At 72.2% G+C, this 25,118-nt stretch carries 28 protein-coding genes and 2 pseudogenes; 18 read left to right on the top strand and 12 right to left on the bottom strand.

What is annotated here, in order from left to right; genetic code table 11:
• Positions 1-11 precede the first annotated feature (11 nt).
• Together AB0M54_RS32365 and AB0M54_RS32360 are read left to right on the top strand one after the other, a co-directional pair.
• Positions 12-1,766: an ABC transporter ATP-binding protein gene (locus AB0M54_RS32365; protein ID WP_364475513.1), complete on the top strand. Its 1,755-nt coding sequence runs from the start codon at positions 12-14 to the stop codon at positions 1,764-1,766.
• Positions 1,763-3,463, top strand: a complete 1,701-nt coding sequence (locus AB0M54_RS32360) for an ABC transporter ATP-binding protein (protein ID WP_364475511.1) — start codon at positions 1,763-1,765, stop codon at positions 3,461-3,463. Before AB0M54_RS32365 ends, AB0M54_RS32360 begins: the two co-directional genes overlap by 4 nt.
• On the opposite strand, the gene AB0M54_RS32355 is transcribed toward AB0M54_RS32360, so the two are convergent.
• Positions 3,408-3,884 (bottom strand): hypothetical protein, encoded by a 477-nt coding sequence (locus AB0M54_RS32355; protein ID WP_364475509.1) that lies wholly within the window; start codon positions 3,882-3,884, stop codon positions 3,408-3,410. The two genes, AB0M54_RS32360 and AB0M54_RS32355, sit on opposite strands and share 56 nt — an antisense overlap.
• A gap of 424 nt (positions 3,885-4,308) precedes the next feature.
• Between AB0M54_RS32355 and AB0M54_RS32350 the strand changes: the two genes are divergently transcribed.
• The gene (locus tag AB0M54_RS32350; protein WP_364323189.1) at positions 4,309-4,479 is read left to right on the top strand and encodes a hypothetical protein; all 171 of its coding nucleotides are present in this window, start codon (positions 4,309-4,311) and stop codon (positions 4,477-4,479) included.
• A gap of 164 nt (positions 4,480-4,643) precedes the next feature.
• On the opposite strand, the pseudogene AB0M54_RS32345 reads toward AB0M54_RS32350, so the two are convergent.
• The 5 genes and pseudogenes from AB0M54_RS32345 to AB0M54_RS32325 form a co-directional block, all read right to left on the bottom strand.
• Positions 4,644-5,588, bottom strand: a pseudogene (locus tag AB0M54_RS32345) (DUF2332 domain-containing protein); the annotation flags it as partial.
• A 27-nt stretch (positions 5,589-5,615) separates the two neighbouring features.
• Positions 5,616-6,395: pseudogene (locus AB0M54_RS32340) on the bottom strand (alpha/beta hydrolase); the annotation flags it as partial.
• A gap of 66 nt (positions 6,396-6,461) precedes the next feature.
• Positions 6,462-7,646, bottom strand: a complete 1,185-nt coding sequence (locus AB0M54_RS32335) for a DUF6596 domain-containing protein (protein WP_364475507.1) — start codon at positions 7,644-7,646, stop codon at positions 6,462-6,464.
• Entirely contained in the window at positions 7,643-8,038 is a 396-nt protein-coding gene (locus AB0M54_RS32330) for a YciI family protein (protein WP_364323184.1), read from the bottom strand. The genes AB0M54_RS32335 and AB0M54_RS32330 overlap by 4 nt, the downstream gene beginning before the upstream one ends.
• A 72-nt stretch (positions 8,039-8,110) precedes the next feature.
• Positions 8,111-8,623: a MarR family transcriptional regulator gene (locus AB0M54_RS32325; RefSeq protein ID WP_364323182.1), complete on the bottom strand. Its 513-nt coding sequence runs from the start codon at positions 8,621-8,623 to the stop codon at positions 8,111-8,113.
• 94 nt (positions 8,624-8,717) lie between these two features.
• Between AB0M54_RS32325 and AB0M54_RS32320 the strand changes: the two genes are divergently transcribed.
• Positions 8,718-9,353: an NAD(P)H-dependent oxidoreductase gene (locus AB0M54_RS32320; RefSeq protein ID WP_364475505.1), complete on the top strand. Its 636-nt coding sequence runs from the start codon at positions 8,718-8,720 to the stop codon at positions 9,351-9,353.
• A 159-nt stretch (positions 9,354-9,512) separates the two neighbouring features.
• Here the strand turns inward: AB0M54_RS32320 and AB0M54_RS32315 are convergent, their stop codons facing one another.
• Together AB0M54_RS32315 and AB0M54_RS32310 are read right to left on the bottom strand one after the other, a co-directional pair.
• Positions 9,513-10,211 carry a hypothetical protein gene (locus AB0M54_RS32315; protein WP_364475503.1) on the bottom strand — a complete coding sequence of 233 codons (699 nt, stop codon included), beginning with the start codon at positions 10,209-10,211 and terminating at the stop codon, positions 9,513-9,515.
• Between the two features lie 27 nt (positions 10,212-10,238).
• Positions 10,239-10,604: a DUF2255 family protein gene (locus AB0M54_RS32310; protein ID WP_364475501.1), complete on the bottom strand. Its 366-nt coding sequence runs from the start codon at positions 10,602-10,604 to the stop codon at positions 10,239-10,241.
• A 58-nt stretch (positions 10,605-10,662) separates the two neighbouring features.
• Between AB0M54_RS32310 and AB0M54_RS32305 the strand changes: the two genes are divergently transcribed.
• From AB0M54_RS32305 to AB0M54_RS32255, 11 genes are all read left to right on the top strand, one after another.
• The gene (locus AB0M54_RS32305; RefSeq protein WP_364323173.1) at positions 10,663-11,352 is read left to right on the top strand and encodes a hypothetical protein; all 690 of its coding nucleotides are present in this window, start codon (positions 10,663-10,665) and stop codon (positions 11,350-11,352) included.
• The gene (locus tag AB0M54_RS32300; RefSeq protein ID WP_364475499.1) at positions 11,349-11,690 is read left to right on the top strand and encodes a transcriptional regulator; all 342 of its coding nucleotides are present in this window, start codon (positions 11,349-11,351) and stop codon (positions 11,688-11,690) included. Before AB0M54_RS32305 ends, AB0M54_RS32300 begins: the two co-directional genes overlap by 4 nt.
• A complete protein-coding gene (locus tag AB0M54_RS32295; protein WP_364475497.1) occupies positions 11,687-12,757 on the top strand; it encodes an acetylhydrolase in 1,071 nt (356 codons plus the stop codon). Before AB0M54_RS32300 ends, AB0M54_RS32295 begins: the two co-directional genes overlap by 4 nt.
• Before the next feature lie 25 nt (positions 12,758-12,782).
• The gene (locus tag AB0M54_RS32290; protein ID WP_364323167.1) at positions 12,783-13,160 is read left to right on the top strand and encodes a VOC family protein; all 378 of its coding nucleotides are present in this window, start codon (positions 12,783-12,785) and stop codon (positions 13,158-13,160) included.
• 103 nt (positions 13,161-13,263) lie between these two features.
• A complete protein-coding gene (locus AB0M54_RS32285) occupies positions 13,264-15,108 on the top strand; it encodes a translation factor GTPase family protein (RefSeq protein ID WP_364475495.1) in 1,845 nt (614 codons plus the stop codon).
• 32 nt (positions 15,109-15,140) lie between these two features.
• Positions 15,141-15,797, top strand: a complete 657-nt coding sequence (locus tag AB0M54_RS32280; RefSeq protein WP_364475493.1) for a Clp protease N-terminal domain-containing protein — start codon at positions 15,141-15,143, stop codon at positions 15,795-15,797.
• Between the two features lie 68 nt (positions 15,798-15,865).
• A complete protein-coding gene (locus AB0M54_RS32275) occupies positions 15,866-16,780 on the top strand; it encodes an ABC transporter ATP-binding protein (protein ID WP_364323161.1) in 915 nt (304 codons plus the stop codon).
• Positions 16,777-17,553, top strand: coding sequence for an ABC transporter permease (locus tag AB0M54_RS32270; protein ID WP_364323159.1), 777 nt, complete (start codon positions 16,777-16,779; stop codon positions 17,551-17,553). Before AB0M54_RS32275 ends, AB0M54_RS32270 begins: the two co-directional genes overlap by 4 nt.
• A 21-nt stretch (positions 17,554-17,574) precedes the next feature.
• Positions 17,575-18,687: a sensor histidine kinase gene (locus tag AB0M54_RS32265; protein WP_364475491.1), complete on the top strand. Its 1,113-nt coding sequence runs from the start codon at positions 17,575-17,577 to the stop codon at positions 18,685-18,687.
• Positions 18,684-19,295, top strand: a complete 612-nt coding sequence (locus AB0M54_RS32260) for a response regulator transcription factor (protein ID WP_364475489.1) — start codon at positions 18,684-18,686, stop codon at positions 19,293-19,295. The genes AB0M54_RS32265 and AB0M54_RS32260 overlap by 4 nt, the downstream gene beginning before the upstream one ends.
• A gap of 130 nt (positions 19,296-19,425) precedes the next feature.
• Positions 19,426-20,274 (top strand): sigma-70 family RNA polymerase sigma factor, encoded by an 849-nt coding sequence (locus tag AB0M54_RS32255; protein ID WP_364323152.1) that lies wholly within the window; start codon positions 19,426-19,428, stop codon positions 20,272-20,274.
• Here the strand turns inward: AB0M54_RS32255 and AB0M54_RS32250 are convergent.
• Positions 20,258-20,737, bottom strand: a complete 480-nt coding sequence (locus AB0M54_RS32250) for a heme-degrading domain-containing protein (RefSeq protein ID WP_364323150.1) — start codon at positions 20,735-20,737, stop codon at positions 20,258-20,260. The genes AB0M54_RS32255 and AB0M54_RS32250 overlap by 17 nt on opposite strands.
• A 57-nt stretch (positions 20,738-20,794) precedes the next feature.
• Between AB0M54_RS32250 and AB0M54_RS32245 the strand changes: the two genes are divergently transcribed.
• On the top strand, positions 20,795-21,577 hold the full coding sequence (locus AB0M54_RS32245) for an endonuclease/exonuclease/phosphatase family protein (protein WP_364323148.1): 783 nt from the start codon (positions 20,795-20,797) through the stop codon (positions 21,575-21,577).
• A 23-nt stretch (positions 21,578-21,600) separates the two neighbouring features.
• Here AB0M54_RS32245 and AB0M54_RS32240 read toward each other — a convergent pair whose 3' ends face one another.
• Entirely contained in the window at positions 21,601-22,107 is a 507-nt protein-coding gene (locus tag AB0M54_RS32240; RefSeq protein ID WP_364323145.1) for a GNAT family protein, read from the bottom strand.
• 84 nt (positions 22,108-22,191) lie between these two features.
• On the opposite strand from AB0M54_RS32240, the gene AB0M54_RS32235 reads away from it, so the two are divergent.
• Positions 22,192-22,635, top strand: coding sequence for a MarR family transcriptional regulator (locus AB0M54_RS32235; RefSeq protein WP_364323143.1), 444 nt, complete (start codon positions 22,192-22,194; stop codon positions 22,633-22,635).
• 11 nt (positions 22,636-22,646) lie between these two features.
• On the top strand, positions 22,647-23,072 hold the full coding sequence (locus AB0M54_RS32230; RefSeq protein WP_364323141.1) for an organic hydroperoxide resistance protein: 426 nt from the start codon (positions 22,647-22,649) through the stop codon (positions 23,070-23,072).
• A gap of 62 nt (positions 23,073-23,134) precedes the next feature.
• On the opposite strand, the gene AB0M54_RS32225 is transcribed toward AB0M54_RS32230, so the two are convergent.
• Positions 23,135-24,088: a tyrosine-type recombinase/integrase gene (locus AB0M54_RS32225; RefSeq protein WP_364323138.1), complete on the bottom strand. Its 954-nt coding sequence runs from the start codon at positions 24,086-24,088 to the stop codon at positions 23,135-23,137.
• A gap of 602 nt (positions 24,089-24,690) precedes the next feature.
• Positions 24,691-25,041, bottom strand: a complete 351-nt coding sequence (locus AB0M54_RS32220) for a TfoX/Sxy family protein (RefSeq protein WP_364475487.1) — start codon at positions 25,039-25,041, stop codon at positions 24,691-24,693.
• Between the last annotated feature and the right edge of the window lie 77 nt (positions 25,042-25,118).

Here is a 25,118-nt window from a genome sequence, read left to right as displayed (position 1 = left end):
GTGTGCGGCTGATGCGGATCATGGGTGCTCGGTCGGTGGTGCGGTCGCTGGGGCGGCTGTGGCCGTGGGTGCGGCCGGTTGGTGGGCGCCTGGGCGCGGCGACTGTTCTGTCCGCGGTCGCGTCGGTTCTGGGGCTGGTCATGCCGCTGGTGCTGAAGTGGATCGCGGACGGGCCGGTGGCGCACCGGGAACCGCGCGGGGTGTGGCTGGGCGGTGGGGTGCTGCTGGTGCTCGGGGTGGCCGAGGCCGGGATCTTCGGGGTGCGGCGGTGGCAGGTGGCGCGTCCGCTGGCCGGGGTCGAAGCGGAGATGCGGCAGGCGCTGTATCGGCGGGTGCAGCGGTTGCCGGTGGGCGTACACGAGAAGTGGTCGTCCGGGCAGCTGTTGTCGCGGGCCACGACCGACCTGCGGCTGCTGCACGGGTTTCTGGCCGGGGCGTTGCCGTTCCTGGTGGTCAACGCGGTGACGCTGGTGGTCGGGGCGGTGCTTCTGCCGGCTCAGCACTGGCTGCTGGGTCTGGTGCTGCTGGCGCCGGTCCCGGTGCTGCTGGTGGTGGGCGCCCGGCTGGAGGCCCGCTATGCCGCGGAGGCTCGGCGGGCGCAGGACCAGGGTGGTGAGGTGGCCACCGCCGTGCGGGAGTCGATTCTGGGGATTCGGGTCGTCAAAGGGCTGGGGCTCCACCGTGAGCAGGCGCGCCGGTTCCGGCGGCTGGCCGGCCGGCTCCGGGAGACCGAGCTGGGCCAGGCTCGTCGGCTGGCGCTGGTGTCGATGCTGTTGTCCGTGCTGCCCGACGTCGCCATGGCAGCGGCGCTGGTGCTGGGCGTGGTGCGGGTGGCCGAGGGCACGGTGTCGGCGGGGACGCTGCTGGCGGTCGTGGCCATCGCCCTGGCGGTGAAACCGTCGGTGGACTCCACCGGCGGGCTGCTCGCGGCCGGTTCCGAGGCGGCCGCCGCGGCCGATCGCTACCTGGAGGTCATGGACACGCCCGCGGCCGCCGACCCACCACGGGACGGGCCTCCGCAGCGCGAGGACCGGTCGCCGGCGGGGCTGGTGTTCGACCGGATCGGGTTCCGCCACGCCGGCGGTCCGGCCACGCTCGACGGGTTCAGCCTGCGGATCGAGCCGGGCGAGAGCGTGGCCCTGGTCGGTGCCACGGGCAGCGGCAAGAGCACCGTGGTGGCGCTGGTGCCGCGCCTGTTCGAGCCGGACTCGGGGCGGATCACCCTCGACGGGACCGACATCGCCACCATGCCCCGCGACCGGCTGCGCGGGCTGGTCGCCGTCGCGTTCCAGGAACCCACCCTGTTCACGGGCACCGTCGCCGACAACGTTCTGATGGGTACGGGCACACCCGACCGGGCCGAGCTCGAGCGGGCGCTGCGCATCGCTCGGGCCGACGAGTTCGTGCACGCGTTGCCGGATGGCGCCGACACCCAGCTCGGCGAACAGGGACTGACCCTGTCGGGCGGGCAGCGGCAACGGCTGGCCCTGGCCCGCGCGGTCGCCGCCCGGCCTCGTCTGCTCGTCCTCGACGATCCGCTCTCGGCCCTCGACCTCGGCACCGAGGCGCTGATCGAGGCCGCGCTCCGCCGGGTGCTGGCCACCACGACGGCCCTGATCGTGGCCCACCGGCCGTCGACCGTGCTGCTCGCCGACCGGGTGGCGCTGCTGTCCGGCGGCCGGATCGCCGCCACCGGAAGTCATGCCGAGCTGCTGAGGACCAACGCCGAGTACGCGGCCCTGATGACGCCGGTGGCGGGGCGGTGACGGCGCGGGCGCTGCTCGGGTCCCTGCTGAGGCCGCACGCCCGGCGCGTCGGGGTGGCCGCGGCCGTCCTGCTGATGCGGCAGGGCGCGCTGCTGGCCGGGCCGTTGCTGGTGGCGTACGCCTTCGATCGGGCCGTGCCGGCCCTGCGCACGCATGACGCCGGCCCGCTGGTCGCCGTCGCGGCCGGGTACCTGTTGTGTGCGGCGGTGTCCGGGGCCGCCCAGTACGGGTTCGTCCGGCTCTCGGTCCGCGTCGGCCAGGATGTGCTGGCCGACCTCCGGTGCCTGATCTTCGTACACGCGCAGGATCTTGATCTTGATTTTCACGAGCGCTACACCTCGGGGCGGCTCACCTCACGCGCCACCAGCGACGTCGACGCCCTGCGCGAGCTGCTGGACGGCAGCGCGGGGCAGATCGTGACGGCGGGCCTGTCCACCGTGACCATCACCGCCACCCTGCTCTACCTGGACGCGCCGGTGGGCGCGGCGGCGCTGGCCGTCATCGTGCCGCTCTACGCGACGATGCGTACCTTCCGGCGTCGCTCGGCGCCGGTCTACACCCGCCGGTCGGAGGCCCTCGCCGCGGTCACCGCCAAGGCCGCCGAGACGTTCGCCGGGATCCGCGCCGTCCAGGCCCTGCGACAGGAGAGGGCCAACGGTACGGCCTTCGCCGGCCTCAACGGCGACCACGAGCGCCTCAACGGCGGGGCCGGCCTGGAGATGGCCCGCTACGTCACCGCCTCCCGGCTGGTCGCCAACGTCGCCGTCGCCGGACTGGTGCTGTGGGGCGCCTACCGGGTCGCCGCCGGCGGAGTCGAGCTGGGCGTGTTCGCCGCGGTGGTGCTGAACCTGCGCCGTCTCTACGACGAACCGCTCCGGCTCGGCGGGGTGCTGGACGCGTACCAGTCGGCCTCGGCGTCCCTGCGCGCGATCGCCGGCATCCTGGACCGACGACCCACCGTCCAGGACCCCATCCACCCGGCCCGGTTGCCGGAACGTCCCGCCGGGCAGCGGGGTCGCACGGTGCGGTTCGACCGGGTCCGCTTCGGCTACCGCGACGGCCCGGCCGTGCTGCCCGGGCTCGACCTGGTGATTCCGGCCGGGCAGACCGTCGCGCTCGTCGGCGCCACCGGATCCGGCAAGTCCACGCTGGTCAAGCTGGTGGCCCGGCTCTACGACCCGACCGGCGGCCGGGTCCTGCTGGACGAGGCCGATCTGCGCGACCTGGCCACCGCCGACCTCCGCGGCAACGTGGTGATGATGCTCCAGGAGGCGTTCCTGTTCACCGCGACCGTGGCCGAGAACATCGCCCTCGGCCGTCCCGGGGTCGGCCGGGCCGGCGTCGAGGCGGCCGCGACCGCCGTCGGCGCCGACCGGTTCGTCACCGGCCTGCCCGACGGCTACGACACCCGCCTGGCCGGGGGCGGCGGTCGCCTGTCGGCCGGGCAACGGCAGCTGCTCGCGCTGGCCCGGGTGCTGGTCGCCGACCCGTCGGTGGTGATCCTCGACGAGGCGACGTCCTCGCTCGACATCCCGGCCGAGCGGCAGATCCACGACGCCATGCGGACCGTGCTGGCCGGGCGTACCGCCCTGATCATCGCCCACCGGCCGTCCACGATCCGCATCGCCGACCGGGTGCTGGTCATGTCGGGCGGGCGTGTGACAGACGGGTCGCCAGGCGGAACGTGGTGTCGCTGACCCAGGCCGGGATCAGGCAGCAGACGGTGCAGATCAGGCCGAGCATGACACCGAAACCGTCGTCGGCGACGAAGTACAGAAGCGTGCCCAGCACCAGAGGCGTCGGCGTGCCACACCAGCCGATGTAGCCGCCGATCCGGGCGAGGCGGGCCGAGGCGCGTACCCGCGGCAGGTCCACCCGGTCGTTCCCGACCGCCAGCACGCCCTGGCCCGCCGCCGCCAGCAGGAACGCCAGCGTGACCGCGGCGACCGCGATGCCCAGAACCACAATGGACGGCGACGCGTCGGCGGGATCGGTGGCGGAGAAGTAGACCGGGAGCGAGAACATGAACGCCGTCGCGATCAGCGTGCCGGCGCCGATGACGATGTACGTCGCCCGTACCCGCCGGCCGCTGCCCGGATTGATCTGCCCCTCGGCCATGACGCCGCACTCTAGCGGTCAGCTGTTCTTGGTGGTGACCTTGGCGTCGATGCCGGCCCGGGCGGCCCCGGGCGGCCGGGGCCGGCATCGTCCTCGCGGTTCCACCAGCCGCCGACCGCCCGGCCAGTTCGGCTCAGGGCCCCGTCGTCGAGGGTACGGCCGGGATGTCTCCGCGCCCGACGGTAATCACCAGCTCTGCCTGGGTGCTCCGGCTGCCGCGGCGTCTGGCGGATCGCCGGAGTGACACCGAGCCGGCCGAGGCACTCGACGACGGCCGTGACCAGCGCGTCGGCAGTGTCATCGGCGTGGCGAAATTTCAAGATCGACACGCGTGTCCGCCGCCACCCCCGCCCCGGATGGGTGGGTCGGGAATGTAGCGCTTGGATGTGGCGGGGTTGTGAACTATCCACAGGCGGGGAGAACGGTGGACGTCGAGGAGGCGCGGACGGCGATCGGGACCCTGCTGCTGCCCGGGGACGAGGCGACGCGGCGGCGGTGGGCCGATGAGCGGGTTCCGGACACCAGGGCGTGGCTCTTCTTGTTGGAGGTTCTGGAGAGTGCGGTGACGACCTCGCTGCCGATCTTGCCGCGGTGACCGCGCCCGCTCGCGTCGACCATGGTCCGCGCGCCGGCACGAGCCCGCCGACCGCGCCGAGCTCTCCATGTGGGCGGTGGAGCTGGTCAGCGACCCCGTGGCGCGGGAGCGGCCGGCGGGCCGGCCGGCGGTGCTGCCGCGGCTGCGATGACCTCGGGGGCGGGACCGAACCAGGTGAGCGCGCGGCCGTGGCCGTGGGTCCAGGCGACGGCGCGGCCGTCGAGGGCGAGCACGTTGTAGGCCAGGTTGTCGGGGCCGGCGGGCAGGTCGTCGAAGGGCAGGGTGCCGGTGGACTCGATGGAGATCCAGCGGACGGGCAGGGAGCGGACCAGGGCCAGGAAACGGTCGCGGGCCGGCTGGGGGACCTGGTAGAGCACCGCCGAGTGGAGGACGACCACGGTGGCGCCGGCGGGGGCCTGGGACACCAGGGCGGGCAGGTCGGTGAGCAGGTCACCTCTTGTCAGATGGGGTGGGTCGGCCCGGGCCACCTCGACGGCGGCTTGCAGACGGGCGCGGCGGTCGGCGTGTTCGGGCCAGATCAGGGCGTCGAGCCAGGCCACGTCGGCGGGGTCGGTGACGTCGAGGGGGTTGAGGTCGAGGCCGGCGCGCCAGACCACGTCGGGCCGGGTGGTGGGCGGGGTCAGGCCGGTGGCGGCGCAGGTGAGCAGTGGGGCGCCGGCGCCGATGACGGGTTCGTCGTTGTACTGGTAGGCGTACCGGTCGGGGTAGAGGTTGAGGCCGGCGGAGGCGCCGACCTCGATCAGGGCGATCGGCTGGGGCAGCGCGGCGAGCAGGGGCAGCAGCAGGGCGGTGCGGCCGGCCTCGTTGGTCTGGGTCGCCCGGGTACGCATCTCGGCGGCGATCTTGTCCCAGTGGGTGACCACGAAGTCGCGGAATTCGGCCACCTCGTCGACCGGGCCGCCGAGCAGGCGGACCACGCCGTACAGCAGGTTGGGTTGCCGTTTGGGTTCGGGCAGCGAGGTGAGCAGGTCGAGCACCGTCGGGTCGGCGGCCACGGCGTAGGACAGCCGCTCGTAGGTGGGCGATTCGCCGCGGGCCTGGCGGACGCCGAAGTCCCAGTACCAGGACGCGGTGACGGCGCGTTGCAGCCACGGGTCGACGGCGGCCCGGAACGAGGCGGGCTGTTCGACCCACGGGAAGTGGCCGGACTTGTCGATGGTCACGGCTTCACCGTGGGGGAACAGGTCGGCCAGGGCCACCGGCTGGGCCGCGCCCGTCGAGCAGTCGTGGGCGCCGGCCACGACCAGCACCGGCGCGGTCACGGCGGCGAGCCTGGTGGCCCAGTCGTCGGGCGCGTCGACGCTGAAGTAGGCCCGGTTGGCGGGGTAGTTCGCGATCATGCCGGCGGCGTGGGCCTGCTCGGCCGGCCCCCATGCGGCGTAGGCGACCGGCGCGGTGCGCAGCGTCCAGTCCTGGAAGTCCTCCGGCGAGCGGGGCCCGGCTTCGCGGTGGGCGAGCGCCGCGGCGAACACGTCGTCGCCGGCGCGGGCGGCGATCAGGCCGGGCATGTCTTCGGGTACGTCGACCAGGTGCCAGGCCGGTGGTGTGACCAGCACCAGGGCGCTGACCCGGTCGGGGTACTGCACGGCGTAGGCGAGCGCGAGCCGCGTACCCGCCGAATGGCCCAGCAGGACCACCCGCTCGAGCCCGAGCCGCACCCGCAGGGCCTCGACATCCGAAGCCTGGCCCCAGAAGGAGGCGTCGCCGGAGAGCGGTGACGAGCCCGTGCCGCGCAGGTGGGGGATGATCAGCCGGACCGAGAGGCCGCCCAGGTCGCCGAGATAGCCGGGGTCGAGCGCGGCGCCGCCGGCCAGCACGATGACCGGTTCGGCCGAGCCGGGCTGGGTGTCGTCGAAGTGCAGGTGCGCCCCGTCGGCGCCGGTGTAGGTCGGCATGGGGCGACTTTATCGAGCGTGGTTGATTACGGTGGGCCCGATGGGTGCCTGGCCGCGGCTGCGCTGCTAGTTCTGGTGGCGCAGGCGGGACGCGCGCAGGATCAGGTAGTCGCGCTCGGCGATGCTGGTCGCCAGCTCGGCCGCCTGCTTGTAGTGGGCCAGGGCGGCGTCCCGGTGCCCGGCCCGTTCGTGCAGGTGGGCGCGGGCGGCGGCGAGGCGGTGGCCGGGCAGGGTCAGGCCCGCGATCAGGTCGAGGCCATGCTGCGGGCCGTGGATCATGGCGGCGGCGATGGCCCGGTTGAGGGCGACGACCGGGTTGGTGTCGTCGAGCATCGAGTACAGGGCCTCGATCTGGGGCCAGTCGGTGTCCTCGGCGGTGGGGGCGCGGTCGTGCAGGGCGGCGATGGCGGCCTGGACCTGGTATTCGCCCGGGGCGGCGGTGCCGGCGACGCGGTTGAGCAGCGCGGTGCCCTCGGCGATGCGGGCCCGGTCCCAGCGGCTGCGGTCCTGTTCGTCGAGCGGGACCAGGCCGCCGGAGGCGTCGGTGCGGGCCGGGCGGCGGGCGTCGGTGAGCAGCATCAGGGCGAGCAGGCCGCCCGATTCGGCGTCGGGCGGGAGCAGGCGGGCCAGGCGGATGGCCTCGGCGGCGAGGTCGGCGCGGTGGACGGCGGTTCCGGTGCTGGCCGCGTACCCCTCGTTGAAGATTAGGTAGAGCACGTGCCGGACCTGCCGCAGCCGGGCCTCCCGCTCCTCGGCCGCGGGTTCGGCGAAGACCGCGCCGGTGTCCTTGACCCGTTGTTTGGCGCGGCTGATGCGCTGGCCCATGGTGGTCTCGGGGACGAGGAACGCGCGGGCGATCTCGGCCGTGCTCAGCCCGCCGACCGCGCGCAGGGTCAGCGCGATCGCCGACGCCGGGGTGAGCGCGGGGTGGCAGCACATGAGCAGCAGGGTCAGCGTGTCGTCGTGCTGGACGGGAACGCCGGGCAGGTCGTTGACGGCGGCCAGGTCTTCGCGGCGGCGGCGGGCCTGCTCGTTGCGGATCTGGTCGAGCAGCTTGCGGGCGCCGGTCTGGATGAGCCAGCCGCGCGGGTTGTCCGGCACGCCGTCGGCCGGCCAGTGTTTCGCGGCGGCGATCAGCGCTTCCTGGGTGGCGTCCTCGGCGGCCGCGAAGTCGCCGTAGCGGCGGGCGAGGACCGCGAGGACCTGCGGCGCGTTCGTACGCAGCAGGTCCTCGATCGTGGCGTCGCTCATTCCTCGGCGAACTCGTGCATCACCTGGCGCACGACGATCGGCTGGCCGAGCGGGACGCCGCCGGGGCCGGGGACCTGGGAGACGAGCTTGGCGATCTCGATCGCGCGTTCCTCGGACTCCACGTCGACGGTCTGGAAGCCGGCCAGGATCTCCTTGGTCTCGGGGTAGATGCCGTCGGTGACCACGTCGGGCGTCCGGCCGTCGGAGGTGACGGTCTTCGCGGTGTCCGGCGGCCGCAGGGCGAAGCCGCCGACGAGCTCGCCGTTCTCCAGCAGTTGCTTGTTCAGCGCCTGGTAGTAGTCCATGTGCGCCTGCACCTCGGCCGGTTTCCACTGCTCCATCGGGGTGTCGTCGACGCCGGGCCGGTAGTCGACGATCAGCAGGTACTTCATGTCGTGGTCCTCTCGATCTCTCGGTCTGACACCCCAGGGACGAAGCTGTCCACGCGATCTCGACATGCTTGCTCAGTAACCTTCGGCGATCACTCGTTCCATCGCCCCGCAGCCGTCCGGGTTGGCCTGGCCGAGCAGGGCCCGGCCGATCTCGAAGAGCTGGCCGACCTGCTCGGGGCTGAGCGCGTCGAAGACCAGGCGGCGGGCCTCGGTGACGTGCCCGGGCGCGGCCGAGCGCAGCAGTTCCATGCCCTCGTCGGTGAGCACGGCCTCGACGCAGCGGACCTCGGCGTCGTTGTTCACCCGGCGGCGGACCCAGCCCTGCTTCTCCATCCGGCTGACCGCGTGCGACAGCCGGGACAGGGAGCCGCCGGCGGTCTGGGCCAGCATCGACATCTGCAGGGTGCGGTTCATCGGGCGGGACAGCGCGACCAGGATCGAGTACTCGAAGAAGTTGAGCCCGGAGTCGCGTTTGAGCTGGGCGTCGATCGCCGGGGGCAGGTTCATCAGGACGCCCGCCAGCATCATCCAGGCGTGGCGTTCGTCGTCGGTCAGCCATTCGACCCGCTGGGTGGGACTCGTCACAGAGGTCATTCTACGGGGGACTTGAACATTCAACGCAGACAGGAGCACTCTGGGATTGAACATTCAAGCCCCCTATCCGTGGGAGTAACCACCGATGTCCGTTCTGCGTATCGACGCCAGCATCCAGGGTCCCCGCTCGGCCAGCAGCGAGCTCGCCGACCTCGCCGAGGCCGAGTTCACCGCCGTCCGGGCGGACACCACCTTCGTCCGCCGCCACCTGGGCACCGAGCCGCTGCCGTCCGACGCCTGGGCCACCGCGATCGGCGCCAACTTCACCCCCGACGGGTCGAAGACCGACGAGCAGCGCACGGCGCAGAACCTGGCCCGTACGGTGGCCGCCGAGCTGCGCGACGCCGACGCCGCGATCCTCGCCCTGCCGCTCTACAACTGGGGCGTCTCGCAGCACGTGAAGACCTGGGTCGACCTGGTCCTGGCCGGCGCCGAGTCGCCCAGCGAGCGGCTGCTCGACGGCCGCCCGGCGATCGTGCTGACCACCAGGGGCGGAGGCTACGGCCCGGGCACGCCCCGTGAGGGCTGGGACCACAACACCGCGTACCTGCGCCGCATCGTCGAGGACGTGTGGGGCGCCGAGCTGACGCTGATCGAGCGGGAGCTGACCCTGGCCGGCGTCACCCCGGCCATGGATCCGTTCCTGGAGGCCGCCGAGCTGCTCAAGAAGGCCGCGCACGAGGCCGCCGTGACCGCCGGGCGGGAGCTCGCCGACCGCTGACATCGGGCCTGGACAGCGATCACCCTTGATTCGTTGGGTACGAGCGACGTGGTCCCCAACCGCGACACCGGGACGGCGTGGCGGCCCGCGAGCCAGGCGATTCCCCGGGCCGTGACGCGTGTCTCGCGTGAGTGCGGGGGACGCGGTGGGCTGAACGCCTCAGCGGAATCGGTCGATGGTGACGGGGATCAGCCCCTGCTGCCGCATCTGCGACGTCAGGCCGGACAGCAGCACGCCGACCGCCTCGTCGCGTTCGCCCGCCAGATCGCAGGTCACGTCCAGGCCCCATGCGGCGCCGGCGGCGACTCGGCGCAGATCCCAGCGGAAGGCGTCACCGGCCACCTGGCGACGCACCGCGCCCAGGACTCGAACCTCGGGATCGGCAAGGTCGCCGGTGACCGGCATCTGCCACGCGCTGCTGAGCGCCTCAAGGCGGTCCCCGGTCAGCTCGTTGACGAACAGGATCCGATAGACGCGGGTCTCGCGGAATCCCGGGGTGGCTTCCGGCCCGCTCAGACGCAGAGGGGGCGGCGACGGAGCAGGAAGGTCGCCGAAGCACGCCCGCAACGCGGCCTCATCCGGCAGATCGACACCACACACGCTTCGATGGAGCTCCGCCGCCGCCTCCCGGCCGACCGTGACCACCCGGGCCCGCAGGTCGGCGTCGAGGCGCAGGCGCCGGCTGGTGTCCGCGCCGTCGCGCCAGCCGCTCTCTCGCCGGCTCCAGAAGCCGCTCAACAGCCCCGCGGAGGAGTGGTCGACGGCGAGCAGAAACTCCTCGGCCAGCAACCCGTCCGGTTCGCCGGCCCGGTCGTGGACCACGTAGTAGTGCAGGGAGGGGGAAGGAGTCGTCGTCACGGGTCGATTTTCCGGCACGCCGGCGCGTCACCTCGCGCCGGCCGCGCCGGCGGGACTCAGGAGCAGCGTCGAGGCGGCGGCCGCGTCGGCCACCATCGGGCCGACGGCGCCGGTGCCGTAGCGGGCGTACTTGTCGCGGTAGGCGCCGTCGATCTCGGCGCGGCGTTCGGTCGTGGCCGCCACCGTCACGTCGGTCTCCAGGCCGGGGACCCGGATGCGGGCCCGGCCGGTGCGCACGGCGTGGCCGTACCAGCCGGTGTCGCGGGCGTGCCAGGTGCGCACGTAGACCTGGCCGCCGGTGGTGACCGCCCAGATCGGGGTCCAGCGGCGGGTGAGGATCTCCAGCTCGTCGCTGCGGCCGATCAGGTCGAGCTGGTCCGCGGTCCACGACATGCGATCCAGTTTACGAGCCGCACTAGCGCCAATCGGTTTGCTGTGGAAACCTATTGGCATGACCACTGATTCGGTTCCGGCCGGCGGGGATCCCCGCCGGCTGCTGGCTGACACGCGCGACCTCGCGCGCAAGGTCCGTCTCGATCAGCGCGTGACCTGGGTCGCGTTGCTGGTGCTGGCGGGCGTGACGTTCCTGGCGATCCCCTTCGACGTGTTCGGCATGAAGGTGGACTGCGTCAACAACGACCCGAGCGGGTCGTGCTCGTTCGACCGCCAGGGCGTGCTGTTCTTCTGGCCGGTGGCGCTGCTGATCGCGTACGCGATCATCGCCCTTCTTTATGTCCGGGTCGCCCGCACGCGGGGGGTGGGCGCTCGCGTCATGCCGTACGTGATCACCGGCGCGGTCCTGACCGTGCTGTTCACGGTGACGTGGTTCGTGGTGCGGGCCAACCTGCCCGACCCGCCCGTGTCGCTGGACCCGACGCCGGGCTGGGTGCTGTTCCTCGACCGGCTGATCGCGCCGTGGGGCGTCATCGGGCTGGCGCTGCTGGTGCTGGCCTGGCTGGAACGCAACGTGGCCCTGCTGGTGTTCACGCTCGCCTACCTGGCGGTGGCGCTGGTGCCGGTCGACTTCGGCTGGCAGATGCACTCGAACATCCGCACCGAGTTCCTGCCTCAGCAGATCATCAACGGCACCGTCCTGCTGCTCGGCGGGATCGGGTTCGCGGTCGCCCGGCGGCGGCGATGACCGCGCCGACCCCGGCGTCCGAAGCCCACCCGGCCAACGGCCTCGACGAGGTGGTGCACCAGCGGGTGCGGCTGGGCATCCTGACCATCGCGCACGAGGCTCGTAAGGTGGAGTTCGGCTATCTGCGTACGCAGCTCGACCTGACCGCCGGGAACCTGTCGAAGCACCTGAGCGTGCTGGAGGCGGCCGGCCTGGTGAACCTGGAGAAGGGTTACGAGGGCAGACGCGGCCGCACCTGGATCACCCTGACCGGCGCCGGCGACGCCGCCCTGGCCGAGGAGATCGGCCAGCTCAAGCAACTGATCGCGCGTGTCGAGACCACCCGGGAGGACCGATGATCACCCGTCGAAGCCTGCTTGCCGCCGCGCTGGCCGCCGGGGCGGCGGTGCCGCTGGGCGCCGGGCCCGCGCTGGCCGCGCCGCCGCGGCTCCGGCTGCCCCGGCCGACCGGGCCGCACCCGATCGGCGTCGTGCCGTGGCACCTGACCGGCGCCCGTGAGCTGATGGCCAGTGTCTGGTATCCGGCCCGGGTCTCGCATCGGCGGCGGGCCGAGTGGCTGCTCCCGGCGCCGACCCGGGCCCTGCTGGGAGCCGTCGGGTTCGACCAGAATGTCGCGCTGGCGCCGGTCACGGCCGGCCGGCTCGGTGCTCCGGTCGCGGCCGGCCGGCACCCGGTGATCCTCTACTCGCACGGCAACGACGGTCACCGCGGTGAGGCCACGACCATGGTGCAGGAGCTGGTCAGCCACGGCTATGTGGTGGTCACGGTGGATCACACCGGCGACGCCTACACCGAGTTCCCCGGCGGCCGGCTCTCCGTGCCGGACGAGGGGTCGTTCACGCCGTGGGACTCGGCCCACGACATGGTGCTCGTGCTCGACCGCGTCGAGGACCTGGCCCTCGGCCCGGTCTCGGCCGCGGCGCTGGATCTGCGCCGGGTCGGCATCGCCGGCTGGTCGAAGGGCGGGACCTCGGCCGCGCTGGTGATGAACATCGACCGGCGGGTACGGGCGGGGCTCAGCCTGGACGGCCCGATGGAGTCGCAGCCGCGGCCCACGGCCATCGACCGGCCGTTCATGCTGATGACCGCGGAGTCCGTCCGCGGCACGGAGCCGGTCGACACCCTGTGGTCGCTGCTGCGCGGGTGGCGGCTGACCATGCACGCGTGCGGGGCGGCGCACGGTTCCTACTGTGACAATCCGACGCTGCTCACGCAGCTGGCGAGGATCACCGGGATGAGCGACGAGGAGCTGATCGAGTGGATCGGCACTCTCGACGCGGGCCGCGCCACGCGCATCCAGCAGGCGTACCCCCTCGCGTTCTTCGATCTGCACCTGCGTGGCCGCCGGCAGCGGCTGCTCGAGCGGCCCAGCCCGGCGTTTCCCGAGGTCCGGTTCATCCGCTGAACCGTCCGGCGACACAATGGCCGGTATGACTTCTGTGGTTCGTCACATCACGATCGACGTCGCGCCGCCCTACGAGCCGTACGAGCTGGCGCGGTTCTGGAGCCAGGTGGTGGGGTCGCCGCTGGGCGCCGACGACGAGCCCGGCGACGACGAGGCGATGGTCGAGGGCGCGCCGGGGCTGCTGTTCGTCCGGGTGCCCGAGGCCAAGACCATCAAGAACCGGGTCCACCTGGACGTGCAGCCGGGTGGCACCCGCGACGAGGAGGTGGACCGGCTGATCGCGCTGGGCGCCAAGCTGTTCGAGGACCACCGCAAGCCGGACGGCACCGGATGGGTGACGTTGACCGACCCGGCCGGCAACGAGTTCTGCGTGGAGCGCTCCGCGGCCGAGCGCGGCGCGTAAATGGGTTGCCCGGCCGATGGTGGCCGGGCAACCATCGCTGTCATGCGAGCGACTTCTCTGTCTACCCCGGAAGGTATCTCCGCCTACGACAGGGACTGTTCGCTTGACTTCGCTCAACCTCGGCATCCTCGCGCACGTCGACGCCGGTAAGACCAGCCTCACCGAGCGGCTGCTGCACGCCGCCGGTGTCATCGACGAGATCGGCAGCGTCGACGCGGGCAGCACCCGCACCGACTCGCTCGCCCTGGAACGTCGCCGCGGCATCACCATCAAGGCCGCGGTGGTGTCGTTCCGCCTTGGCGACACGAGCGTCAACCTGATCGACACGCCCGGTCACCCCGACTTCATCGCCGAGGTGGAGCGGGTTCTCGGCGTGCTCGACGGTGTGGTGCTGGTGGTGTCGGCCGTCGAGGGGGTGCAGGCGCAGACCCGGGTGCTGGCCCGCACGCTGCACCGGCTCGGCCTGCCGTACCTGATCTTCGTGAACAAGGTCGACCGGCGCGGCGCGCGCGACGACGATCTGCTGCGGGAGATCGCTCAGCGGCTCACTCCGGCCGGGGTGCCGGTCACGGCGGTCAAGGCGTTGGGTACGCGGGAAGCGAGCGTGACCGCGATCGACCCGCCGCTGGACGTGCTCGCCGAGCACGACGACGCCCTGCTGGAAGCGTTCGTGAACGGCGGCGCCGCCCCGGATCTGTGGCCGGCTCTGTGCGAGCAGACCCGGGCCGGCGCCGTGCACCCGGTCTTCTTCGGCTCGGCGATCACCGGCGCCGGCGTCGATGAGCTGATCGACGGCATCGTCACGCTGCTGCCCGCGGCCGGCGGTGACCCGGGCGGGGCGCGGTCGGGGACGGTGTTCAAGGTGGAGCGCGGCCCGTCCGGGGAGAAACTCGCCTACGTCCGGATGTTCGGCGGTGTCCTGCGGGTGCGGGAGCGGGTCGGCGAGGACCGGGTCACCGGCCTGGACGTGTTCGGCGTAAACGGCGCGGCTGAGGTCGGGGCCGGGCAGATCGCGGTGGCCAGAGGCCTGTCCCGGGCGCGGATCGGCGACCCGGTCGGCGTCGTTCCCCTTCCCGGCGGAGAGAAGGAACGTTCGTTCTCTCCGCCCACGTTGTCCGCGGTGGTCGAGCCGGTCGACGACCGGGACCGGACGGCGCTGCATCAGGCGCTGGCCCAGCTGGCCGAGCAGGATCCGCTGATCGGGTTGCGGGCCGACGACACGGTGTCGCTCTACGGCGAGGTGCAGAAGGAGGTGATCGAGGCGACCCTGGCCGAGGAGTACGGGATCGCGGTCACCTTCCGGGACACCTCGACGATCTGCATCGAGCGGCCGGCCGGGAGCGGAGCGGCGTACCGGATGATCGCCGTTGACCCGAATCCGTATCTGGCCACCGTGGGCCTGCGGGTGGAGCCGTTGCCGCCGGGGGCCGGGGTGACGTTCGGGCTGGAGGTGGAGCTGGGGTCGATGCCGTACTCGTTCTTCCGCGCGGTCGAGGAGACGATCCCGAAGGCCCTGGAACGGGGGCCGCACGGCTGGGCGGTGACCGACGTGGCGATCTTCATGACGCACGCGGGTTACTGGGCGCGGCAGTCGCACAGCCACGCCACGTTCGACAAGAGCATGTCGAGCACGGCCGGCGACTTCCGCAACCTGACGCCGCTGGTGCTGGCGGCGGCGTTGCGGGACGCGGGGACGCGGGTGTGTGAGCCGGTGGACGCGGTGCGGCTGGAGGTCCCGGCGGACACGCTGACCGCGGTGCTGCCGGTGGTGGGCCAGGTGCGCGGGGTGCCGCTGGCGACGTCGTTCGAGGGGCCGATCTGTGTGGTGTCGGCCCACGTGCCGGCGGCCCGGGTGGTCGACCTGCGCCGGCTGGTGCCGGGGGTGACCCGCGGTGAGGGCGTGGTGGAGGCGTCGTTCGACCACTGGGCGCCGTCAACTTCGGGTTGACGCCGATGTTTCGTCAACCTATGGTTGACGGCATGACCCAGACCCATCCTCCGGTACGGCTGGACGACCTGATCACGGCCGTCAGCACCAACCACGAATCGCCGCTGGAGCGGCTGTCCGGCGCCGTCATCCTCGGCGACCACCTCGGCGACCTGGCCGACCATCTGATCGGGCACTTCGTCGACCAGGCCCGCCGCTCCGGCGCGTCCTGGACCGAGATCGGCGCCAGCATGGGCGTGTCCAAGCAGGCGGCGCAGAAACGGTTCGTCGCCAAGGACGTCGACCCGGCCCAGCAGTTCAGCCGGTACTCCGACGCGGCCCGCCGCGCCGTGGTCGGCGCGCAGGAGGAGGCCCGGAAGGGCGGGCACGCCGAAATCGTGCCCGCCCACCTCATCCTCGCGCTGCTGGCCGACCCGGGTTCGCAGGGCGGCGGGCTGCTGGCCGCGGCCGGCGTCACCCGTGAGCAGATCACCGTGCCCGGCCGGGTGGACGACCTGCCCGCGCTCATCCCGTTCGACGCGCACGCCAAGAAGGTCCTGGAGCTGTCGTTCCGGGAGGCGCTGCGGCTGGGCCAGGAGGGCGTCGGCTCCGGCCACCTGGTGCTGGCGCTGCTGGCCGAGGAGACCGACGACGGGCCGCTGCACACCCTCGGCGTGCGGGGCCCGGACAAGGTCGACGAGCAGAACTGACATTTGTCATGGGTGGGACGTGACGCGTGACCCTCTTCCGGGCGCGCGTCACGTTCCACAGTGAGGGCATGACCATTACGGCAACACCGGTTGCTCGGGCCGTCGACATGGACGGCGTCGTCAAACGATACGGGGCGGTCACCGCGGTCGACGGGGTGAACCTGACCATCCGCCCCGGTGAGGTGGTGGCGCTGCTCGGACCGAACGGGGCCGGCAAGACGACCACCATCGACATGCTGCTCGGCCTGTCCCGCCCGGACTCGGGCCGGGTCAGCGTCTACGGGCGCGCGCCGCAGGACGCGGTGGCGCTCGGTCTCGTCTCCGCCGTCATGCAGACCGGCGGCCTGCTCAAGGACTACACCGTCGAGGAGACGGTACGGCTGACCGCGGTGCTGTTCGGCCGGGGCCGCGCCGACGTCGACGCCGCGCTGGACCGCGCCGGCCTGACCGAGATCGGCAAGCGGCTGGTCGGCAAGTGCTCCGGCGGCGAGCAGCAGCGCCTGCGGTTCGCGATGGCCCTGCTGCCCGACCCCGAGCTGCTGATCCTGGACGAGCCGACCACCGGCATGGACGTCTCCGGCCGGCACGACTTCTGGCAGGCCATCCGCCAGGACGCGAGCGGCGGGCGAACCGTCATCTTCGCCACCCACTACCTGGACGAGGCCGACGCGTACGCCGACCGGATCGTCTTCGTCCGCCGCGGCCGGGTGGTCGCCGACGGCACCGCGGCCGAGGTGAAAGCCCTGGCCGCCGGGCGCACGCTGCGCGCGACCCTGCCCGGCGCGACCCGCGAGCAGCTGCTGGCGCTGCCCGGGGTGGAGACCGCCGAGGTGCGCGGCGACCAGATCCACGTGCAGGCCAAGGACACCGACCCGGTCGCGCGGCACCTGCTGACCGAGACCGCCGCCCGGGACCTGGAGATCACCTCCCGCAACCTGGAAGAGGCGTTCCTCACCCTGACCTCCGAGGAGGCGTCGTCATGACTGTTGTGCAAGAGCGTTCGCTGCCCGCCCTGGGCGGCTTCTCGCCCCGGCTGCTGGCGCTCGAGCTGCGCCGGATGGCCCGCAACCGCCGCACGGTGATCTTCACGTTGATCCTGCCGGCGGTGTTCTTCCTGCTCTTCGGCACCAGCGGCGACCTGAGGACCCAGCGCGCCGGCGAGGGCAACGTCACCGGGTACATCCTGGTCAGCATGGCCGTGTACGGCGCCATGCTGGCCGCCACCAGCGGCGGCGCGATGGTGTCGCTGGAACGCGCGGCCGGCTGGTCGCGGCAGCTGCGGCTGACCCCGCTCAAGCCGATCGCCTACATCGCCACCAAGCTGAGCCTGGCGATGGTCATCGGCGCGATCTCGGTGACCGTCGCCATGGTGGTCGGCGCCTTCGCCGGCGCCGAGCTGCCCCTGCACGCCTGGATCGAGTGCGGCCTGCTGGCCTGGGTGTGCTCCCTGGTGTTCGGGGCGTTCGGGTTGTTCATGGGATACCTGCTGCCCAGCGAGAACGTCATGCAGATCCTCGGGCCGGCCCTGGCCGTGCTGTCCTTCGCGGGCGGGCTGTTCGCCCCGGTCGACACCTTCGGCCACACCTTCGCCACGATCGCCAAGTTCACCCCGGTGTACGGCGTCGGCGAGATCGCCCGCTACCCGCTCGTGCACGACGGGAACCTGTGGATCGCCGCGCTCAACGTGATCGCCTGGACCGCGGTGTTCGCCGGCGGCGCGATCTGGCGGTTCCGCCGCGACACCGCCCGGGTCTGATCGGGTACTAGGTTCACATCCATGAGGCCTTGGCGGCACGGCTGGATCTTCGCGGCCGCGTGGTTGTTCTACCTCAACGAGAACCTCACCGCGTTGTGGCGAAGCCCGGACGGCTGGGCCCGTGACCTGGGCCTGGCCGCCCTGGCCGGGTTCGCGGCGGCCTACCTGGGCGGCGTCTCCCTGCTGCGCCGGCTGCGCCTGAGCGAGCACGACAGCACCGGCGCGGTCTGGGCCGGCGGCCGGCGGATCACGACCCGGGCCTGGCTGGTGCTGCTGGCCATGCTGGCGCTGTTCGCGCTGCAGATCCCGGCCGCCGGCTTCCACGCCCTGCCCTGCATCACCTACATCGCCGCCACCGCGGCGATGGCCCTGCCGATCGCCCAGGGCGGGCCGTTCGTCGTGGTCCTGGTGGTCGGCACGGAACTGCTGGCCCGGCTGACCACCGGCTGGGAGGACAACGGGTACGGGCTGGCCGCGCTGCTCGGCGGCCTGGCCAGCTACGGGATCCGGCTGGCGGCCGAACGGCAGCGCCGGCTGGCCGCCACCCAGGAGGAACTGGCCGAGCTGGCCGTGCAGAACGAACGCAACCGCATCGCCCGCGACCTGCACGACATCCTGGGCCACTCGCTGACCGTGGTGACCGTGAAGGCCGAGCTGGCCCAGCGGCTGCTCGACGTCGACCTGGACAAGGCCCGCTCCGAGCTGCGCGACCTGGAGAGCCTGGCCCGCGACGCGCTCGCCGACGTCCGCTCCACCGCCCTGGGGGTACGCGGCATCTCGCTGCCCGGGGAGATCGCCGCCGCCCGGGAGGCCCTGGCCGCCGCCAACGTCGACGCCGCGCTGCCGGGTGCGGCCGACGAGGTGCCGACCCGGGTGCGGGAGCTGTTCGCCTGGACGATCCGGGAGGCGGTCACCAACATCGTCCGGCACGCCAAGGCCACCCGGGCCGAGGTGCGGCTCGGCCCGGACAGCGTGGAGATCCTCGACGACGGGGTGGGCCCGGTCCATCCCGCGTCCGACGGGCAGGGCCTTCCCGGCCTGCGCCGGCGGGCCGAACAGCTGGGCGGGACGCTCACCGTGGGCGCCCGCGAGGACAGACCCGGCTTCCGGGTACGGGTGGAGGTGCCCTCATGATCCGTCTGCTCCTCGCCGACGATCAGGCCCTGGTCCGGGGCGCGATGGCGGCTCTGCTGGACATGGAGCCCGACCTGAAGGTGGTGGCCGAGGTCGGCCGCGGCGACGAGGTGGTCGACGCCGCGCTGGCCCAGGGCGCCGACGTGGCGCTGCTGGACGTGGAGATGCCCGGCCTGGACGGCGTGGCCGCGGCCCGGGCCCTGCGCACCGCCGCCCCGGGCTGCCGGGTGCTGATGGTGACCACGTTCGGGCGGGCCGGCTACCTGAGACAGGCGATGGCCGCCGGGGCCAGCGGGTTCATCGTGAAGGACACCCCGGCCCGGCAGCTGGCCGACGCGGTGCGCCGGGTCCACGAGGGCCTGCGGGTGGTCGACCCCGCGCTGGCCGCCCAGTCCCTGGCCCAGGGCGACTCGCCGCTGACCGAGCGGGAGACCGACGTGCTGCGCGCGGCCCGCGACGGCGGCACGGCGGCCGACATCGCCCGGGACCTGTCGCTGTCCGAGGGCACGGTGCGCAACCACCTGTCGTCGGCGATCGGCAAGACCGGCGCCCGGACCCGCGCCGAAGCCGTCCGCCTGGCCCTCGATAACGGCTGGTTGCTCAGCTGAAGAAGTTCTGACCCGCTTTTTTGGTTACAACCAGTCAGCAACCGTGAGTGACCACTAGCTGCACCCTCCGCAACGAAAAGTTCCCTCCTGTCAGCCGGTAAGCGGCGACGACGACGAGGGGGAACCAGCCATGACCGCAGCCAACACCGTCACCCGCGCCCAGGAGAGCCTGATCCGCGACAACATGGCGCTGGTCGGGCACATGGTCCGCGAGATGCTCTTCAAGGTGCCGGCCCACGTGCACCGCGACGACCTCGCCTCGGCCGGCTACGCCGCGCTGGTCACCGCCGCCCAGGGCTTCGACCAGACCCGGGGCATCCCGTTCGGCCGCTTCGCCGCCATGCGCGTCCGCGGCGCCATGCTCGACGAGCTGCGCTCGATGGACTGGGCCACCCGCTCGGTCCGCTCCCGCGCCCGCCGCGCCGAGACCGCCCGCCAGGAGCTGAGCGCCAAGCTCGGCCGCACCCCGACCCAGCCCGAGCTGGCCGAACTGCTCGGCGTCGGTGTCAGCGAGCTCGTCGCCGCCGACGACGACGTGCAGCGCGCCGCCGTGCTGTCCCTGCAGGGCTTCACCACCGGCACCGCCGAGGACATGGTCACCGAGTCGTCCCTCAACCCCGAGGAGATGCTGCTGCACCGCGAGCGCATCGGCTACCTGCACGACGCCGTCGCCGTGCTGCCGGAGCGCCTGCGCTTCGTCGTCGAGGCGTCGTTCCTGCAGGAGCGGCCGTTGTCCGAGGTCGCCGCCGAGCTGGGCGTCACCGAGTCACGCGTCTCGCAGCTGCGTACCGAAGCCCTCGCCCTGCTCAAGAACGGCCTGGCCACGCACATGGAGCAGCAGGAACACGCCACCGGCAAGGACGGCGTGGTCGCCCGCCGCCGCGCCGCCTACGCCGCCCAGATCGCCGGCCGCAGCACCATGGCCTCGCGCCTGGCCGTCACCGACATCACCGGCGTGCAGATCACCCGCGCCGCCTGAGCCACTCCTCGAACGCCTCGACCACCAGCGCGTGGTCGTCGGCCTGAGGCAGACCCGACACCGTCACCACACCCACCACCCCCGCACCGGGCACCCGCACCGGGAACGCGCCACCATGCGCGGCGTACTCGGCCGGATCAACACCCATGCCGGCGTCCAGGTCCTGACCCTTGGCGGCCAGCCGCCGGCCGACCAGGAACGACGACGCCCCGTAGCGCTCCACCACCCGCACCTTCCGGGCGATCCACTCGTCGTTGTCGGCCACCGTCCCGGCCAGCGCCGCGTGGAACAGCTGCTGACGACCCCGCCGGATGTCGATCGTCACCGGCAGCCCCCGCCCGGTCGCCAGCTCCACCAGCAGCGAGCCCAGCGACCACGCGTCCGCGTGCTCGAAGCGGGGCAGGACGAGCCGCTGCTCCTGCTCCTCCAGCCGGGCGATCAGGCCGCTCAGGTCGTCGCTCATGGGGCATTCATACCACCCGTGATCTTCGCGATCACCGCCGCCGATAGTGTCGCACCCGTGCGCGTCGCGACCTTCAACCTGCTGAACGGGCGATCCCTCAGCGACGGCGAGGTGCACGCCGAACGCGTCGCCGCCTCGGTCGCCGACCTCGACGCCGACATCCTCGCCCTCCAGGAGGTCGACCGCGCCCAGCCCCGCAGCGGCCTGCTCGACCTCACCGCCATCGCCGCCGAGGCCCTCGGCGCACCCACCCACCGCTTCGCCGCCGCGGTCGCCGGCACCCCGGGGGAGACCTGGCGGCCCTGGCGCAGCGAGGAGGACGACGCCCACCCCCTCTACGGCATCGCCCTGATCAGCCGCTGGCCGGTGAGCCAATGGCAGATCACCCGGCTGCCCGGCGCCCCGGTCCGCTCCCCGGTCTGGATCCCCGGCCGCGGCCCCATCCTGCTCAAGGACGAGCCCCGGGTGCTGATCGCCGCCGTCATCGACACCCCCGCCGGCCCGCTCACCGTCGGCAACACCCACCTGTCGTTCGTGCCCGGCTGGAACGTCCGCCAGCTCCGCCACGCCGTCCGCGCCCTGCGCGCGCTACCCGCGCCCCGGCTGCTGATCGGCGACCTGAACATGCCCGGCGGGCCGGTCCGAGCGTTCACCGGCTGGCGGAGCCTGGCCAAGCTCCCCACGTACCCCAGCCCCTCGCCGAAGGCGCAGCTCGACCACATCCTGCTCGACCCGCGCGGCGGCGGCCGGCTCGGCGAGGTCGTCGACGTGCGCAACCCGCACGCCGGCATCTCCGACCACCGCCCGCTGCTGGTCAACGTGCGGCAGCCCGGCCTCTGACGCCTGCCTCTGAGACCGGGTCCCTAGTCGTCCAGGGTCTTCAGGAAGACATGCTCCAGGCCGTCCTCCGGGTCCCACTGCTCACCGATCTTGCGGAAGCCGAACTTCGCGATCGTCGCCAGGGAGCCCCGGTTGTCCGGGCGGACGCTGGCCCGCACCGCACGTACCCGGTCGTCGCGCGCGGCCCGGGCGATCAGCGACCGGGCCATCGCGGTCGCGTAACCCCGCCGCCAGAAGGCCGGATCCACCGAGTACGCGATCTCCACGGTCCCGTTCTCGTCCGGCGGACCGTGGAAGCCGCCGTGCCCGACCACCTGGCCGGTCTCCGCGTCCAGCGCCGCCCGCGCCACCCATTCGGCGGCCGCCGGGTTCTTGCTGATGTCGTCGCGCCGCACCCGCCACAGCCAGGCCTCGTCGGCCAGGAACTGCGACAGCGGCGTTCCGGCGGCGGCGCCGGCGGCCACCAGGTCACCGTGGATCAGGGCGGTCATGGCAGCGGGGGAGAGCTGCACAAAACGTACTTCTGGCACCAAGGCATGATCACACGGAGTGGCCGCCGTACCCAAATCGCTCTTTGGTTGTGCACAACTTGATTGTGGGCTATCGTTTCCGGCGTGGCCGACACCGGACTGGAACAGATGCTCTGCTTCGAGCTCTACAACGCCTCCCGCGCCATCACCTCGGCCTACCGTCCGGCCCTCGACGACCTCGGCCTCACCTACCCCCAGTTCATCGCCCTGGTCGTCATCTGGAAGCGGGGGAGCGTCACCGTCCGCGACCTCGGCGACGCCCTGCGCCTCGACAGCGGCACCCTCTCGCCCCTCCTCAAGCGCCTCGAAACCGCCGGCCTGGTCACCCGCACCCGCGGCACCACCGACGAACGCACCGTGACCATCACCAGCACCTCACTCGGCGACTCGTTGAAGGAACGCGCCCGCGACCTTCCGCACCGGCTGGCCTGCGCCCTCGGCGACCTCGGCATCACCCTCGACGAAGCCACCCTGCTGCACCACCTGCTGAGCCGCATCAGCAGTTCCGCACGCACCCTCACCATCTGAAAGGGGCACCCATGTCCGCGCTCTACACCGCATCCGCCACCGCCACCGGCGACGGCCGCTCCGGACACACCCGATCCAGCGACGGCGTCCTCGACCTCGACCTGGCCGTGCCCAAGGAGATGGGCGGACCCGGCGGCGCTCTCACCAACCCCGAACAGCTCTTCGCCGCCGGCTACGCCGCCTGCTTCCACGGCGCCCTCAAACTCGTCGCCCGCAAGCACAACGTCGACCTCACCGACACCGCCATCACCGTCGACGTCGGCATCGGCCCCAAGCCCGACGGCACCCCCGGCTTCATCCTCAACGCCGCCATCGAGGCCGAACTGCCCAACGTCGACCCGGCCAAGGCCCAGGAACTGCTCGAGCAGGCCCACCAGGTCTGCCCCTACAGCAACGCCACCCGCGGGAACATCGAGGTCAAGCTCGCGGTCGCGTAGCTCAGGGCCCTGCTCTTACCGGTCAGCCCATCGCTTTACCAGTCAGCCTGTTGCTTTTCCGGTCAGCCCGTTGCTTTTCCCGTCAGCCCGTTCAGCGCGCGGTTCGTCCGGTTCGCCCGGACGGCCGCGCGCTGCTGCGCCGCCGTCACCTCGATGTAGTTCTGCGACGTGGTCAAGGACGCGTGCCCCAGCAACCGCATGATCTCCGACGCGTTCGCCCCGTCCTCAGCCAGCCGCGTCGCGAACGTATGACGCAAAGCATGCAGCTGAGCACCGCGGGGGACCCGATCGTTGACACCCGCCCGCCGGTAGGCCGACGACACCAGATACTGCAACCCGCCCCGCTTCAGCGCCTCGCCCTCGTGGTCCACCAACAGGGCTTTCTCGGTGCGGGTGGCCCTCAAGGCGCGGCTCGCCAGGTACGCCTCGATCACAGCGTCCAGCTCCGGCTCGATCGGCACCGTACGCGGCCGGCCACCCTTACCGGCCACCTCGACCCGCCGCTCACCCGGGCGCCCCACGAAGCTTCCCGTCCGCAGCCCCAGCAGCTCGGACAACCGCAGCCCCGCACACAACGCCAGCGCGATCACCACCAGGTCCCGCTCCGGCCACGGGTTGCGCTGACGCTGATCCGGGACGGCCACCGCGGTGAGCAACTGCTCCGGGGTGTCCTCGCCACGCAACGGCTTGGGGGAGGGCAGCGCCACCCGCGGCTTGTCGACCGCCGACATCGGGTTGCCCGCCACCACGCCCTCGGTCACCAGGAATGTGAAGAACGCGTTCCAGCTCGACCAGGCCCGGTAGACGGAAGCGGGGGCGCGGGTGGCGGCGAACTTCGCGAAACCCGAACGGAGCAGGCGGGGGGAGAGGTCGTCAATCCGATTCACGTTCGGCAGGTGGGCGAGGACCAGGGTGAGATCGCGGCGGTACGCCTGAAGCGTGTGCACGGACGGCTTGCGGACCGCGCGGGCGGCTAGGAACTCCTCGACGAGCGTGATGACCGGTTCCTGCTGCATAAGACATATTATGCACTATTTGTGCGCTTTACTGCCAGTACTGGCGCTCGAATTTGTCTTGTCGTCGGGTGGCTACTTTGCGTTAAGTGAGGTGGCGCTTGTGCGCGCCTGTGGATAACGATCGAGAACGTCACATTTGCGGGCTACAGTCACGCCCACCCAGAGGGGTGGGGGCGGTGGCGGTGCGCGCGCGGAAATCAAGATCGACTTCGGCTCGCCGTCGACTGCGCGCGCGTTCACCACGGCGGCCCGTTCGGCATCCTGGGTTTGTCGGCACTGGGGGCCGACGGGCCTTGGATCAGATAAGCCGAGGCGTAGCGAGCGTTCTGGGGCAGCCTCTGGTCGGCGCCCGCCTTGCCGGTCAGGTGAGTTCGGCGCGAGCGTGGTGGCGGTTGCCCGCCGGTCAGGTGTTCTCGGGGTCGGCGATCGCGGCGTAGGGCAGTCCCAGGGCCGGCGGCCGGTCGGGGTGGTAGCGAGGCGGTATGACACCGGCGGCGGGACGGGGTGGGATCGCGCGGGAGGGTGAGTGGGCACGGGTGTGGAGGCGTCGCCGGAGGCGAGCCGACCCTCGGCGGGAGCTGCGGTCTGTACCGACCGCCCGGCTACGACCTCGGTGTTATCTCTTCCAGGTAGGTGTAGGCCTCGTCGAGGAGGGTGCGCCAGGCTTCCTCGCCGGCGTCGTAGGGCATTTCGACCCATTCGCGCATGATCTTGCCGGCCATGGTCATGCGGGTGGCGGCGCCGGTGGATTCGAGGGTGTCGGCTCGGGTGGCGGGGATCTTGACCATGAGGTTGCCGGCGTGGTTGACGAGGCCGAAGATCTTGCCGCGGACGCGCAGGCCGATGGTGGAGAACATGCGGCCCCAGTCGACGCCGGGGCGCTGCAGGTAGGGGTCGGCCAGGGCCTCCAGGCGTTTGTCGCCGCGTTCGGCCGCTTCGTGATCGATCGCCATGCGGTCAGTGTGCCTCAGGGGGCCGCTCCCGAGAGCAGGTTGACATAATATACATTATCGACCTGGACGATGGTCGA

It is taken from the genome of Actinoplanes sp. NPDC051470, assembly GCF_040682035.1.
In the GTDB taxonomy this organism is placed as follows: domain Bacteria; phylum Actinomycetota; class Actinomycetes; order Mycobacteriales; family Micromonosporaceae; genus Actinoplanes.
This window is presented reverse-complemented; position numbering and strand designations above follow the sequence as displayed.

Bases quoted from the DNA above. Each gene is read 5' to 3' on its own strand.
- AB0M54_RS32365 (WP_364475513.1), top strand. From the start codon at position 12: ATGCGGATCATGGGTGCTCGGTCGGTGGTGCGGTCGCTGGGGCGGCTG.
- AB0M54_RS32270 (WP_364323159.1), top strand. From the start codon at position 16,777: ATGACTGTTGTGCAAGAGCGTTCGCTGCCCGCCCTGGGCGGCTTCTCG.
- AB0M54_RS32265 (WP_364475491.1), top strand. From the start codon at position 17,575: ATGAGGCCTTGGCGGCACGGCTGGATCTTCGCGGCCGCGTGGTTGTTC.
- AB0M54_RS32275 (WP_364323161.1), top strand. From the start codon at position 15,866: ATGACCATTACGGCAACACCGGTTGCTCGGGCCGTCGACATGGACGGC.
- AB0M54_RS32330 (WP_364323184.1), bottom strand. From the start codon at position 8,038: ATGAAGTACCTGCTGATCGTCGACTACCGGCCCGGCGTCGACGACACC.
- AB0M54_RS32300 (WP_364475499.1), top strand. From the start codon at position 11,349: ATGACCGCGCCGACCCCGGCGTCCGAAGCCCACCCGGCCAACGGCCTC.
- AB0M54_RS32290 (WP_364323167.1), top strand. From the start codon at position 12,783: ATGACTTCTGTGGTTCGTCACATCACGATCGACGTCGCGCCGCCCTAC.
- AB0M54_RS32225 (WP_364323138.1), bottom strand. From the start codon at position 24,088: ATGCAGCAGGAACCGGTCATCACGCTCGTCGAGGAGTTCCTAGCCGCC.
- AB0M54_RS32305 (WP_364323173.1), top strand. From the start codon at position 10,663: ATGACCACTGATTCGGTTCCGGCCGGCGGGGATCCCCGCCGGCTGCTG.
- AB0M54_RS32280 (WP_364475493.1), top strand. From the start codon at position 15,141: ATGACCCAGACCCATCCTCCGGTACGGCTGGACGACCTGATCACGGCC.
- AB0M54_RS32295 (WP_364475497.1), top strand. From the start codon at position 11,687: ATGATCACCCGTCGAAGCCTGCTTGCCGCCGCGCTGGCCGCCGGGGCG.
- AB0M54_RS32230 (WP_364323141.1), top strand. From the start codon at position 22,647: ATGTCCGCGCTCTACACCGCATCCGCCACCGCCACCGGCGACGGCCGC.
- AB0M54_RS32355 (WP_364475509.1), bottom strand. From the start codon at position 3,884: ATGGCCGAGGGGCAGATCAATCCGGGCAGCGGCCGGCGGGTACGGGCG.
- AB0M54_RS32250 (WP_364323150.1), bottom strand. From the start codon at position 20,737: ATGAGCGACGACCTGAGCGGCCTGATCGCCCGGCTGGAGGAGCAGGAG.
- AB0M54_RS32335 (WP_364475507.1), bottom strand. From the start codon at position 7,646: ATGAGCGACGCCACGATCGAGGACCTGCTGCGTACGAACGCGCCGCAG.
- AB0M54_RS32260 (WP_364475489.1), top strand. From the start codon at position 18,684: ATGATCCGTCTGCTCCTCGCCGACGATCAGGCCCTGGTCCGGGGCGCG.
- AB0M54_RS32255 (WP_364323152.1), top strand. From the start codon at position 19,426: ATGACCGCAGCCAACACCGTCACCCGCGCCCAGGAGAGCCTGATCCGC.
- AB0M54_RS32220 (WP_364475487.1), bottom strand. From the start codon at position 25,041: ATGGCGATCGATCACGAAGCGGCCGAACGCGGCGACAAACGCCTGGAG.
- AB0M54_RS32320 (WP_364475505.1), top strand. From the start codon at position 8,718: ATGTCCGTTCTGCGTATCGACGCCAGCATCCAGGGTCCCCGCTCGGCC.
- AB0M54_RS32310 (WP_364475501.1), bottom strand. From the start codon at position 10,604: ATGTCGTGGACCGCGGACCAGCTCGACCTGATCGGCCGCAGCGACGAG.